The 12,218-nt window shown below is 73.6% G+C and carries 12 protein-coding genes; 5 read left to right on the top strand and 7 right to left on the bottom strand.

Annotated features, from left to right (window positions below; genetic code table 11):
• Window positions 1-19 precede the first annotated feature (19 nt).
• The gene (locus tag ACLQ22_RS29750) at window positions 20-892 is read left to right on the top strand and encodes a peptidoglycan DD-metalloendopeptidase family protein (protein WP_425695225.1); all 873 of its coding nucleotides are present in this window, start codon (window positions 20-22) and stop codon (window positions 890-892) included.
• A gap of 150 nt (window positions 893-1,042) precedes the next feature.
• Here ACLQ22_RS29750 and ACLQ22_RS29745 read toward each other — a convergent pair whose 3' ends face one another.
• From ACLQ22_RS29745 to ACLQ22_RS29735, 3 genes are read right to left on the bottom strand one after another with little or no spacing between them, the layout of a single operon-like run.
• The gene (locus ACLQ22_RS29745) at window positions 1,043-1,738 is read right to left on the bottom strand and encodes an HAD-IA family hydrolase (RefSeq protein ID WP_425695224.1); all 696 of its coding nucleotides are present in this window, start codon (window positions 1,736-1,738) and stop codon (window positions 1,043-1,045) included.
• Window positions 1,739-1,775: 37 nt separating this feature from the next.
• A complete protein-coding gene (locus tag ACLQ22_RS29740) occupies window positions 1,776-2,909 on the bottom strand; it encodes a Gfo/Idh/MocA family protein (protein WP_425695223.1) in 1,134 nt (377 codons plus the stop codon).
• Window positions 2,906-4,069, bottom strand: coding sequence for a DegT/DnrJ/EryC1/StrS family aminotransferase (locus tag ACLQ22_RS29735; protein WP_425695222.1), 1,164 nt, complete (start codon window positions 4,067-4,069; stop codon window positions 2,906-2,908). Before ACLQ22_RS29735 ends, ACLQ22_RS29740 begins: the two co-directional genes overlap by 4 nt.
• 334 nt (window positions 4,070-4,403) lie before the next feature.
• Here ACLQ22_RS29735 and ACLQ22_RS29730 point away from each other — a divergent pair, with 334 nt between their 5' ends.
• From ACLQ22_RS29730 to ACLQ22_RS29715, 4 genes are all read left to right on the top strand, one after another.
• Window positions 4,404-4,835 (top strand): type II 3-dehydroquinate dehydratase, encoded by a 432-nt coding sequence (locus tag ACLQ22_RS29730; RefSeq protein ID WP_425695221.1) that lies wholly within the window; start codon window positions 4,404-4,406, stop codon window positions 4,833-4,835.
• Between the two features lie 91 nt (window positions 4,836-4,926).
• Complete coding sequence (locus tag ACLQ22_RS29725) at window positions 4,927-5,280, top strand: DoxX family protein (protein WP_416611632.1); 354 nt, start codon at window positions 4,927-4,929, stop codon at window positions 5,278-5,280.
• Window positions 5,281-5,289: 9 nt separating this feature from the next.
• Entirely contained in the window at window positions 5,290-6,225 is a 936-nt protein-coding gene (locus ACLQ22_RS29720; protein ID WP_425695220.1) for an ROK family protein, read from the top strand.
• A 12-nt stretch (window positions 6,226-6,237) separates the two neighbouring features.
• The gene (locus ACLQ22_RS29715; RefSeq protein WP_416611628.1) at window positions 6,238-6,798 is read left to right on the top strand and encodes an NADPH-dependent FMN reductase; all 561 of its coding nucleotides are present in this window, start codon (window positions 6,238-6,240) and stop codon (window positions 6,796-6,798) included.
• A 193-nt stretch (window positions 6,799-6,991) separates the two neighbouring features.
• On the opposite strand, the gene ACLQ22_RS29710 is transcribed toward ACLQ22_RS29715, so the two are convergent.
• From ACLQ22_RS29710 to ACLQ22_RS29695, 4 genes are read right to left on the bottom strand one after another with little or no spacing between them, the layout of a single operon-like run.
• Window positions 6,992-8,500, bottom strand: a complete 1,509-nt coding sequence (locus ACLQ22_RS29710; protein ID WP_425695219.1) for an MFS transporter — start codon at window positions 8,498-8,500, stop codon at window positions 6,992-6,994.
• Window positions 8,497-10,329, bottom strand: coding sequence for an IucA/IucC family protein (locus ACLQ22_RS29705; protein ID WP_425695218.1), 1,833 nt, complete (start codon window positions 10,327-10,329; stop codon window positions 8,497-8,499). Before ACLQ22_RS29705 ends, ACLQ22_RS29710 begins: the two co-directional genes overlap by 4 nt.
• Window positions 10,326-10,892 (bottom strand): GNAT family N-acetyltransferase, encoded by a 567-nt coding sequence (locus ACLQ22_RS29700; RefSeq protein ID WP_425695239.1) that lies wholly within the window; start codon window positions 10,890-10,892, stop codon window positions 10,326-10,328. The genes ACLQ22_RS29705 and ACLQ22_RS29700 overlap by 4 nt, the downstream gene beginning before the upstream one ends.
• A gap of 5 nt (window positions 10,893-10,897) precedes the next feature.
• A complete protein-coding gene (locus tag ACLQ22_RS29695; RefSeq protein ID WP_425695217.1) occupies window positions 10,898-12,196 on the bottom strand; it encodes a lysine N(6)-hydroxylase/L-ornithine N(5)-oxygenase family protein in 1,299 nt (432 codons plus the stop codon).
• Window positions 12,197-12,218 lie beyond the last annotated feature (22 nt).

The raw sequence follows: 12,218 nt of genomic DNA, 5'->3' as shown, positions 1-12,218 counted from the left end.
CCAGGGGACCCCTATCGGCGTGTATCGCCACGGCTGCGCCGGGGCTAGCATCACGCTGTCGATGATGATCTATTGCCCGCCCCCGGCGGGCCAGTCGGAGGTGATTTCCCTGCGCCGCGTAACGCAGACCCTGATCGCTGTCCTGGTCTCCTGTCTGACCGTGGCCCTGTCGGCTGTGCCGGCACAAGCCGCCGCCCAGGTCAGGGTGTACGTACCCAGTGGACTCCCGCTGAACATCCGCAATGCCCCGTCGTTGAGCGGTGCGGTGATCGGCAGTGTCCCCAACGGCAACACCGTCACCATCACCTGCCACGTTCGAGGGGATTCCGTCCAGGGTTTCGCCGGCGTCACCAACATCTGGAACAAGCTCTCGGGCGGTGGGTGGCTCACCGACGGATTCCTGGAGACCGGCTCGAACGGCCCGGTCGTCCCGCTCTGTGGCAGCTCCGCCCAGTTCAAGCTGCCGTTCCCCGCTGGACGTGCCTACCCGATCACCCAGGCGGCGGGCAGCAGCTTCTCCCACAACGACGTCTACAACCGGCACGCCATCGACTTCGGCATGCCGGTGGGCGTGCCGATCCTCGCGTCCGCCGCGGGCACCATCCGCTTCGAGGGCTGGGCGGGCGGCGGCGGGATCATGGCGCTCGTCGACCACGGCAACAACCGGTGCTCCCAGTACGCCCACCTGAGTGCCACGATCATCAACAACGGTGACCGCGTGGCGCAGGGACAGCGGATCGGAACCTCCGGGGCGACCGGCAACGTGACCGGCCCGCACCTGCACTGGAACATCGTCAACTGCGACACGCAGACCAGCCGCGAGATCCCCAACAGCGTCGAGGTCGGCACCAACTACGTGGTGGGTACGGCGCCGGTCAGCCGGAACGGCTGACCCGACCCGACCGGCCACACCGGACACCCCGGGCGGGCTGGGACTCCAGACGGTGTCCCAGCCCGCGGCCCGGGGCGGGCCGGCCTCGGCGCACGGCAGTTCAGGTCACGCCCGTCACGCCCGTCACGACGAGGAGCGGGCGAGCGGGTCTCAGTGGACGAGGGCTGCCGGGCAGTGCGCGAGCAGGTCCGTCGGGGCGTGGAGGACCAGGTCCGGGCCGGCGGCGAGCAGCGCGGCCACGTCCCCGCCGTGCCAGGTGGTGGCGACGGCGGTCGCTCCGGCGTCCCGGCCGCTGAGCAGGTCGATGACCGCGTCGCCGACCATCATCGCCTGGTGCGGCGGCACGTCGAGGTGGCCGAGCGCCTGGAGCACGATGTCCGGGGCGGGCTTCGGGCGGGCCACCTCGTCGGAGCCGATCACCTGGCCGAAGAGGCCCAGCACGCCGAGCTGGTCGAGCAGCGAACGGGCCCGGGGGCCGGCCTTGCCGGTGGCGATCGCCATCCGGATCCCCCGGGAGTGCAGCGTCTCCAGGGTCTCCCGCACGCCGGGGAAGAGCGGCACCAGGTGGGCCATCCGGTAGCTCTCCCGGACGAACGGCTCCTCCATCTCCAGCGGCAGCCCCATCAGGCGCATGATGTCCGGGAAGTACCGGCCCATGTGCCGGTTGTACTCCTCGAACGGCGCCGGCCCGTCGCCCACCACCTCGGCGTACGCGATGCTGAACGCCTCACGCATGACGGCCGAGCTGTCGACGATGACGCCGTCGAGGTCGAACACGACCGCGCGGATCGGGCCGCGGCCCGGCGACGGCGGGGTCACCTCGACGGTGGAGGACGGATGGCTCATGGCTGCTCCCGGAAGCGAGTGGGGCCGACGGTGGTTCTCACCGGTCGTGGTGGCCCGCCAACGCGTGCTGCCGCTCCGGCGCGGTGGGCCGGGCGGACTGGTAGATCCGCTCGATGATGTCGATGGTCCGGTGGGCCTCGGCGACGGCCGCGCCCCGGCCGGTCGGGTCGGCGAGCAACCCCGGGAGGGCGTCGAGCTGGCGGTCGTACTCGGCGCCGATCGGCTCCTCGGGCAGCGACAGCCGGACGCTCTCGCCGTCCCGGGTGCGGGTCAGCACCGGCGCCGGCTCCCGGTTGGGGCTGAAGCCGAACGTGCAGCGCAGCGTCGCCGACCCGGCGGCGCCGTGCACGGTGACGGTGGTGCGGTCCAGCGACTCGTGCGAGGCCCAGCAGGCGTGCAGGGCGACCGAGGCCCCCTCGGCGGTGAGCAGGAAGCCCCGGGCGGTGTCCTCGACGTCCCCGGGGGCGCGGCCACCGGCGCCGGCGTCGCTGCGCCAGGCGGCGTGGGCGGCGCTGTCGTTGACGAAGTCGTCGGAGACGCTGCCGATGGCGTGGGTGACCCGGGTCGGGCCGAGCATCGGCAGCACCGTGTCGAGCAGGTGCCAGCCGAGGTCGACCAGCGCTCCCCCGCCCGAGAGGTCGCGCCGGGTGAACCAGCCGCCCGCGTCGGGCACCCCCCGGGCGCGGACCCAGGCCACGTCGACGTGCCGGATCGGGCCCAGCTCGCCGGCCACCCCGGTCAGGGCCCGGATGTCGGCCCGGTAGCGGGCGGCGCTGCCGGCCAGCAGCACCGCGCCGCCGTCGCGTTCCGCGTCGGCCAGCAGCGTCGCCTCGGCGGAGGTCAGGCAGACCGGCTTCTCCAGGAACACCGGTACGCCCCGGCGCAGCAGCCGGACGGCGACGTTGGCGTGCAGGTGGTTCGGTACGGCGACCACCACCAGGTCGACCGCCCCGGCCGGCAGGTCGTCGACGTCGGCGTACGCGGACGGGACGTGGTGGGTGGCGCGGGCCTGGTCGCGGACGGCGGGCTGCGGGTCGACCACGGCGGTCACCTCGAAGCCCGGGTGCGCGGCGAGCCGGGGCAGCCAGATCTCCCGCCCGGCCCACCCGAGGCCGGCCACCGCGACCCGCACCGGTCGGTCGGGCGCGGCGGCCGGGGGCAGGGCCGTCATCCGGCGAGCACGGCGGCGAGCACGGCGGCGATGTCGTGCATCTGCTGCTCGGTGCCGAGCAGCGTGCGGTGGTGCAGCCAGATGCAGTCGGAGTGGATCTGCTCGACGTTGGGGCAGCGGGCGGCGATCGCCTCGACCGACTCGTCGGGGGCGCCGGCCTTCCAGAAGCCCTCGCACCGGTAGATCGCCCGGAACGCCACGAACGCCGGGACGCCCCGGGCGATGAGCGCGTCCACCACGGCGCGGCGGCGCTCGATGGTGATGCCGGGAACGCGGAACATCGCCATGTAGTGCGGGTTGCGGTCGGTACGCGGGTCGGTGGTCTGCGGAACCACGCCGGGGATCTCGGCGAGCAGGCTCGACAGCAGCGGCCAGCGCTGCTCGCGTACCGCGATCTGCTCGTCCAGGCGGGACAGCTGGGCGCGCAGCACGGCGGCGGTGAACTCGCCCATCCGGTAGTTCGAGCCGGTGGTGCCGTGCAGGTAGTCCCGGTCGGTGCGGGGCCGGCCGCAGCTGTGCACGAGGAACGCCCGCTCGCGCAGCTCCTCGTCGGGGAAGACCACCGCCCCGCCCTCGCCGGCGGTCATCAGCTTGCCGTTCTGGAAGCTGAACGCGGCCACCGAGCCGAGCGCCCCGGCCCGCTTGCCCTGCCACTGCGCGCCGTGGGCGTGCGCCGCGTCCTGGAGCACCGCCACCCCCGCGTCGGCGGCGAGCTTGTCCAGCGCGTCCATGTCGGCGAACTGGCCGGCCATGTGCACCGGCATGACGACCTTGGTGCGGGGGGTGATCGCGGCCTCGACGGCGGCCGGGTCGACGCAGTAGGTGTCGAGGTCGACGTCGACCGGCACGGCGACCGCGCCGAGGCGCTGCGCGGCCAGCGAGGACGAGATGAACGTGAAGGCCGGGACGATCACCTCGGTGCCCGGCCCGACGCCGAGCACCTCCAGGGCGACCTCGAGGGCGTGGGTGCCGTTGGTGACGGCGAGCGCGTGGGGCGTGCCGTGGTAGTCGCCGAACTCCCTCTCGAAGGAGTCGACCTCGCTGCCGCCCATCCGCCACCACTGTCCCTGTTCGAGGGCGCGGATCAGTCCGGCGCGCTCCTCGTCGCCGAACTGCGGCCACTCCGGGAACTCGGACACCGTCGAGGGCTGACCACTCATGACTTCCCACTTCCCAACTCGGGCAGACCAGGGGCTTCGCCGGACCATCGGGCGGGACGACCGGGGACCGCCGGTACGCGGTCCGGGCGCACCGGGGCGCCGATGGCCGGTTCGAGGTAGGTGACGCATCCGTTGGAGCCGGCGGCGTCGCTTCGGCAGGGAGGACGGTAACCGAAGCGGACGCGCGGTCACCGCCCCTAACAGCCCCTAGCCACCCCTTAGTCCGCCGCGCCACGGCCATCGCCGGTTCGCCCGGCGCCGCGGGCGTTGTAAGACTGCGGTGGACCAGTCATCGGGCCTTGTCGGGACAGGGCCGCGCCCCGCGAGGTGAAGCGTGTCGGACGTGCTGCTGCTGAACGGCCCGAACCTGGGCATCCTCGGCCGACGGGAGCCGGAGATCTACGGCACCGACACCCTGGACGACATCGAACGCGCGGTCGGCGAGGAGATCGCGGGGCGGGGCTGGCGGGTGGTCGCCGAGCAGCACGACTGCGAGGGCGCCCTGATCCGCGCCATCCAGGCCAACTACGACACCGTGGGCGCCATCGTCAACCCGGGTGCCCTGATGATCGCGGGCTGGAGCCTGCGCGACGCGCTGGCCAACTATCCCCGGCCCTTCGTCGAGGTGCACCTGTCCAACGTCTGGGCCAGGGAGAGCTTCCGGCACGACTCGGTGATCGCCCCGCTGGCCAGCGGCGTCATCGTCGGGCTCGGGTCGCTGGGCTACCGTCTGGCCGCCCGCGCCCTCGTCGCGACCGTCCGGTGACGACCCGGCGCCTCACCGTCCGCCCCCATCGGCGTCGATGCGCCAGCGGTACGGTCGTCCGCACGTTCCGACTCTTCCCGAAGGACATCACGTGCACATTCCCATCCTCGTCCTGACCCTCATCCTCGCCGCGGTGTTCCTGGGCACCGCCGTGCCGAAGCTCACCGGGCAGGCGCAGATGCGCGAGCGGATGGACCACCTCGGCGTCTCGCCCGGCCTGACGCGCCTGCTCGGGGTGCTGGAACTCGCCGCGGTCGCCGGGCTGCTGCTCGGTCTGCTCTGGCCGCCGCTGGGCATCGCGGCGGCGATCGGTCTGGCCCTGCAGATGGTGGGCGCGGTCGTCTACCACGCCCGCGCGAAGGACCCGGCCGCGATGACCCTGACGCCGGTGATCTTCGCGGTGGCGGCCGTCGCGCTCGTGGTCCTGCACGTGCTCGAGGGCTGAGGTCCGGGCGTGACCGGTCTACAGCGGACTCCCGGTGTGCTGGGCGTCGACGTCGGCGGCACCAAGGTGGCGCTGCGCGCGGAGGCGCCCGGCCGGCCGGCGTACGACCGGACCTTCCGCTGGCCGCGCGGCGCCGAACCGGCCGCGGACCTGGCCGCGCTGGCGGCCGAGGTGGAGCGGCTGCGCGAGGCGTGGGGGCCGGTGGGTGCGGTCGGGGTGGCGATGCCGGCGACCACGGACCCGGCGGGCACCGTCACCACCTGGCCCGGGCGGCCCGGTTGGGCGGGGCTGGACCTCGCCGGCGCGCTGCGCCGCCTCTTCCCCGACGCGGCGACGGCCGTCGCCGACGACGGTGACCTCGCCGCACTGGCCGAGGCCCGGCACGCCGGCCGCGACGACGTGGTCTACCTGGGCGTCGGCACCGGGATCGGCGGCGGCGTGGTGCTGGCGGGGCGGTCGGTGCCCGGCCGCGCCTCCGCCGAGATCGGTCACATGGTCGTCGCCCTCGACGGCGAGCGCTGCGACTGCGGCCGGCGCGGCTGCCTCCAGTCGATCGCGTCCGGCCCGGCCACCCTGCGCCGGGCGGGCGCCGGCCGCGGCGGCGAGGTGAGCTTCGACGACCTGCGGGCGGGGCTCGACGAGCGCCGACCGTGGGCGGTGGAGGCGGTCGACGCGAGTTGCCGGGCGCTGGCGGCGGCGGTGGTCAGCCTCGGCGAGCTGCTGGACCCGGCGCTGGCGATCGTGGGCGGCGGGTTCGCCGCCGGCCTGCCCGCCCTGGTGCCGCTCGTCGCCGAGCGGGCCCGGTCCGCCGGCCGGCCCGGACGGCCGGCGCCACCGGTGCGGGCCGCCGCCCTGGGTGCGCTGTCGTCCCTGCACGGCGCGGTGGAGCTGGCCCGTGGCCTGACCGGCACGCCGGCCCCCGCGCGTTCCATCCCCACCCCGTAGAAGGAGATCAGCATGGTCAGGATCGGTGTCATCGTCGGCAGCACGCGGCCCGGGCGCAAGGCCGACGCCGTCGCCCGCTGGGTGACCGAGGTCGCCGCCAAGCGGGGCGACGCCACGGTCGAGCTGGTCGACATCGCCGACTACGACCTGCCGCACTTCGACGAGGTGCTGCCGCCGTCGATGGCGCCGTCGAGGCGCCCCGCCGTACGCCGCTGGGCGTCGACCGTCGCCGGGTTCGACGGGTTCGTCTTCGTCACTCCGGAGTACAACCACTCGATCCCGGGCGCGCTGAAGGACGCCGTCGACTTCCTGTTCAAGGAGTGGCAGCACGCCTCCGCCGGCCTGGTCAGCTACGGCGTGCACGGCGGCACCCGGGCGGCGGAGCACCTGCGGCTGGTGCTCGGGCAGCTCGGCGTGGCCGACGTCCGGTCCCAGGTCGCGCTCTCGCTGACGACGGACTTCGTCAACTTCCGCGACTTCCGGCCGGCGGCGCACCACGAACAGGCCCTGGGCACCATGCTCGACGAGGTGGTCGCCTGGGCCGGCGCGCTGCGGACGCTCCGCCGGAGCTGAGGCGGTCGGGCGGGTCCCGTTCGTACGGAGTCCCGAGCCCCGGCGGCGGTCAGGCGTCGCGCGCCGGGGGTGGCAGCCGCAGCCCGGCGGGCACCCGGACCCCCACCGGCCACAGTGCCGGCTCGGTGGCGTCGTCCCCGCCGACCACCACCGGGGAGGGCCGGACGGACCGGTTCGTGGCGGCGGACGTGCCTCAGCCCGCCCGCTCGGCCCGGCGCAGCAGCGCGGCGGCGACGCAGCCGCCCGCGAAGACGGCCACGGCGCCGACCGTCTGGCCGGTCTCCAGGGCGGAGCGGAACGCGTCGGAGACGAGCGCGCGCTCCGGCTCGGTCCGCGCGGCGGCCAGCGCGGCGGGGAACGATCCGGCGCCCGCCACGGCGGCGGGCAGGAGCGCGGCGAACCGGGCGTTGAGGATGGCGCCCAGCACGGCGATGCCGAGGCTGCTGCCGACCTCCGTCATGGTGCCGTCCACGCCCGCCCCGGCCCCGGCCTTCTCCGGCGGGATCGCGCTCATCACGGCCTCGACGATGGCCGGGTTGGCCACGGCGCAGCCGGCACCCATCACCAGCAGGCCCGACAGCAGCACCCCGTAGCCGTCCGACGGGGCGTGGGTGATCAGGGCGAGACCGGCGGCGAGCAGCGTCATGCCGAGGGCGATCGAGTACGCCAGCCCGATCCGGCGGATCACCAGCGCGGCGATCCCGCCCACGTTGAGCAGCACGATGGAGAGCGCGAACGGCATCATCCGCAGCCCCGCCTCCCAGGCCGGGTAGCCGCGTACGAACTGCAGGTGCTGGGTGAGCAGGAACAGCGCGCCGGTGGCGCCGAAGGTGATCAGGACGACGCCGGAGACCGCGCCCACGAAGCGGGGGTTGCGGAAGAAGTGCATGTCCAGCATGGGGTCGGCGACCCGGCGTTCCCAGGCCACGAAGGCGGCGAGCAGGAGCACCCCGGCGACCGCCGCGCCGAGCACCGGGGTGGCCCCCCAGCCGTGCTCCGGCCCGGCGATGATCGCGTAGACGACCCCGGTCAGGCCGGCCGTGGAGAGCAGCACCCCGCCCAGGTCGAGCCGGCCGCCGGCCGGCTGGCGCGACTCGGGCACCAGCGCCCGGGCCGCGACCAGGCAGACCAGCACGATCGGGACGTTGACCAGGAAGATCGCCCCCCACGGCAGGTGGGCGAGGACGAGCCCGCCGAAGGGCGGCCCGGCGGCGAACCCGAGCGCGCTCGCCGCCGCCCAGAGGCCGATGGCCCGGGACCGCTCGGCGTCGTCGAAGACCTGCATCGCCACCGCGAGGGTGGCGGTGACCAGCAGCGCGCCGCCGATCCCCATGCCGGCGCGGGCCGCGATCAGCTGCCCGCTGGACTGGGCGAGCCCGGCGGCCAGCGACCCGAGCCCGAACAGCACGAGGCCGGCGAGCAGCATCCGACGGCGGCCGTACCGGTCGGCGGCGCTGCCCGCGGTGAGCAGCAGTCCGCACTGGACCAGCGCGTACGCGTTGATCATCCACTGCACGTCGGCGGTGCTGGCGGACAGCTCGGTCGTGAGCACGGGGATCGCCACGGTGAGCACCGTGTTGTCGAGCACCACGGTGACCTGGGCGAGGCAGAGCACGGCGAGGATCAGCCACCGGCCCCGCACCCGGCCGTCCGCGTCGCCGGCCGGCGCACCGGCGGGGGGCGCGAGCGTCGTGGTCGTCATCGGGCCGCCGGGGCGAAGCGGGCGATCGGGTTGGTCAGGGTGCCGACGAGTTGCAGCGCGGCCGACGGGTCGGCGAGGTCGACCATCTGCTGGTTGTTGCGCAGCTGGAGCCGGTTCAGGCAGGACAGCGCGAAGTCCGGGGCGAACAGGTCGTAGCGCCGCAGCCGCTCGGCCAGGTGCGGCACGCTGTCGGCGTAGTCGGCGGCGCACCCGGCGACCGTCCGCCAGAAGGTCTCCTCGTCCAGGACGCCCTCGGTGACGAGGATGGCGCTGAGGTAGCGCAGGAAGCCGTCGAAGACGTCGGTGAAGATGGACAGCAGCTTCATGTCCTCCGGCACGTCGGCCCTGATCCGTTCGACCAGCGGGGGCAGGTCGGCGTCCGGGTCCATCACCACGATCTCCTCGGCGATGTCCTTGAAGATCGCCCGCTCGACCGTCCCGCCGTCCAGGACGAGGATGACGTTCTCGCCGTGCGGCATGAACGCCAGGTCGTGGGCGTAGAAGCTGTGCAGCAGCGGGGTGAGGTAGGCGTCGAGGTAGCGGCGCAGCCACGCCTGCGGCGCCAGCCCCGAGCGGGCGATGAGCGCGGCGGCGAACGAGCGGCCCTCGCGGTCGGTGTGCAGCAGGGACGCCATGGTGGCCAGTCGCCGGCCCGGCTCCAGCGCGGGCACCGGGCTCTCCCGCCACAGGGCGGCCAGCATCTTCCGGTACGGGGAGTACCGGTCGGTGGCCGCCTCGTACTCCAGGTGCCGGTACCCGACGGCGGCCCGCTCGCGGATGATCGTCAGCCCGGTGCGCTTGAGGATCTCGTCGCCGTCGATCAGGTCGGCGAGCCAGTCGTTGATGGCCGGGGTGGCCGCCATGTACGCGGCGGAGAGCCCCCGCATGAAGCCCATGTTCAGCACGGACAGCGCCGTCTTGACGTAGTGCCGGGACGGGTCGGTGACGTTGAAGAAGGTGCGGATGGACTGCTGGGCGAGGTACTCGTCGGGGCCGGGGCCGAGGCACACCAGCCGGCGCTGCGCCACCTCGGCGGCGAACGTGACGGAGATCCTGTTCCACCACTGCCACGGGTGCACCGGGATGAACAGGTAGTCGGCCGGGTCGAGGCCGAGCCCCGTCAGGGTGTCGGCGAACCCGGCGCGGGTCTCCTCGTCGAGTTCGGCGCGGATCAGGGTGTCGTAGTCGAGGTCGGCGGCGCAGCTGAAGCTGGTCCGGTCGCGGTGCCCGGCCACCCAGAGCAGCCGCAGCGGGCGGCCGGCCTCCGGGGCGTACCCGTGGTATTCGTCGATGCCGAAGCCGATGCGGCCGTTGTTCGCGACGAAGCCCGGGTGGCCCTCGGTCATCTGGGTCTCGATGGCCTGGAAGTCCGCGTCGGCGAGCTCGGCGGCGCTGACCGCCGGCTTGTCGAGCTTGTACGCGGTGCTGGCCAGCGTGGAGCTGATCTCCTCCAGGTAGACGGGGAGGATCTCATCGCTCAGCCCGAGCGCCCCGCGCAGGTCGAGGCAGAACTCCAGGGCGTCCAGCGGCAGCTCGGCGTCGCCACGGTGGCGGGTGATGCTGTCGGCGTCGATACGCCAGTGGTCCAGGGCCAGCAGGCTCGCGGTGAACTGGTAGACGACCTCGCCGTCGTCGCCGCGGACCTGGTAGCGCCGCTCCCCGGCGGCCGGCCCGGCGGAAGCGGACTCGCCGGCCGGTTCGGCGGGCACGGGCTCGGGCGCGAGGAGCCGCTCGTGGGCGAACTCGGCCAGCGCCTTGCGGACCAGCAGCCGGTTGGCGTGCGCCCAGTTCGCGGGCGTCAGGTGGGCCACGGATGCGAGCGGGTTCACGCGGGCACGTCTCCTCGGGTTGCGGCATGGAACTGGTCACGGGTGCAGACGCTGAGCAGCGCGTCCTTCTCGGGCTTGCGGATCGGGCCGAGCACGGTGAAGCCGACGGCCGCGTTGAGCGCGTGCACCGCCGTGTTGCGCACGTCGGGTTCCACGACGACCCGCCGGGTCGCCGGGTCGGCGAAGAGCCACGCCATCACGGTGGTGATCACCGCCAGCGTGAAGCCGTGCACGGGGGCGTCGGCGGGCGCGCAGAGGAAGTGCATGCCGACGTCGCCGTCCGCCGCGTCGTACAGGCCGACGAGTTCGACGTGGGCGGGGTCGTACCGCTCGGCGAGGAAGGCCGGCCGGCCCTCGTGCAGGCCGAGGAACGCGTCGTGGTGCGGGTGCGCGACGATCCGCCGGTACTCCTCGGCGACCCGGGCCACGTCGGCGTCCTGCATGAGCCAGAACGCCGCCTTCGGGTGGGTCACCCAGCGGTGCAGCAGCGGCGCGTCGGCGTCCGGGTCGAGCGTACGCAGGGCGAACTCGCCGAGCCGGTCGTCGACGCGGCGGTGGACCACCTCGGTCACGACGCGGCCCCGGCCGGCACGCCGAACTCCTGGAAGGCGATCCCCTTCTCGATCGGGTAGTGCTCGCGGCCCAGCAGCTCCCGAATGATCCACGAGTTGCGGTACGGGCCCATGCCCAGGTCGGGCGAGGTGACGCTGTGCGTGTGGGTGCCGGCGTTCTGCAGGAAGATGCCCCGTCCGGTGTGGTCGATGCTGTAGTTGCGGGCCACGTCGAAGCGCCCGTGCGCGTCCCAGCGGATCCGGTCGCGCACCGGCTCCAGGAACTCCGGCACCCGGTAGTGGTAGCCGGTGGCCAGCACCAGCCCCTCGGTGTCCAGCGTGAAGTCGCGCTCCTGCTCGACGTGGCGCAGGCCCAGGGTGTACGTCCCGTTCGACTCGTCGTGGGTGGCGCTGGTCAGCGCGGTGTTGGTCAGCAGTCGGGTGCGGACCGGGCCGGGGATGCTCTTGGCGTAGAGCAGGTCGTAGATCTCGTTGATCAGGTCGGAGTTGATGCCCTTGAACAGCCCCTTCTGCTCGGACTCCAGCCGGTAGCGGGTGGGCTCCGGCAGGGCGTGGAAGTAGTCCACGTAGTCCGGCGAGGTCATCTCGAGGGTGAGCTTGGTGTATTCGAGGGGGAAGAACCGGGGCGAGCGGGTCACCCAGTTGAGCTGGTAGCCGTACGCGTCGATGTCGCCGAGCAGGTCGTGGTAGATCTCCGCCGCGCTCTGCCCGCTGCCGACGACGGTGATGCTCCGCTTCGCGCGCAGCGCCGCCCGGTGCTCCAGGTACCGCGAGTTGTGGATCACGTCGCCGCCGAGCCCCGCGCAGGCCTCCGGCACGTACGGCGGGGTGCCGGTGCCGAGCACCAGGTGCCGGGCCCGGTACGTGACCGACTCCCCGGTGGCCGTCACCGTGACCCGCACGGTGTAGTGCTCGTCGGCCGGGTCGAACCCGACGGCGGTGACCTGCTGCCCGAACCGGACGCTGCGCAGCTTGCCGGCGGCCCAGCGGCAGTAGTCGTCGTACTCGCTGCGCAGCGGGAAGAAGCTCTCCCGGATGTAGAACGGGTACAGCCGCCCGGACTCCTTGAGGTAGCTCAGGAAGGAGTACGGCGAGGTCGGGTCGGCGAGCGTGACCAGGTCGGCGATGAACGGGGTCTGGAGCCGGGTCGACTCCAGCAGCATCCCGGGATGCCAGCTGAAGGCGTCCCGCGCCTCCAGGAAGAGCCCGTCGAGCTCGTCGATCGGCTCGGTCAGGCAGGCCAGGCCCAGGTTGTACGGGCCCAGCCCGACGGCGATGAAGTCGTGCGTCGACATGCGGTTCTCCAGAGCGGGGGGC

Source organism: Micromonospora sp. DT178 (assembly GCF_049841695.1).
GTDB lineage: Bacteria > Actinomycetota > Actinomycetes > Mycobacteriales > Micromonosporaceae > Micromonospora.
This window is presented reverse-complemented; position numbering and strand designations above follow the sequence as displayed.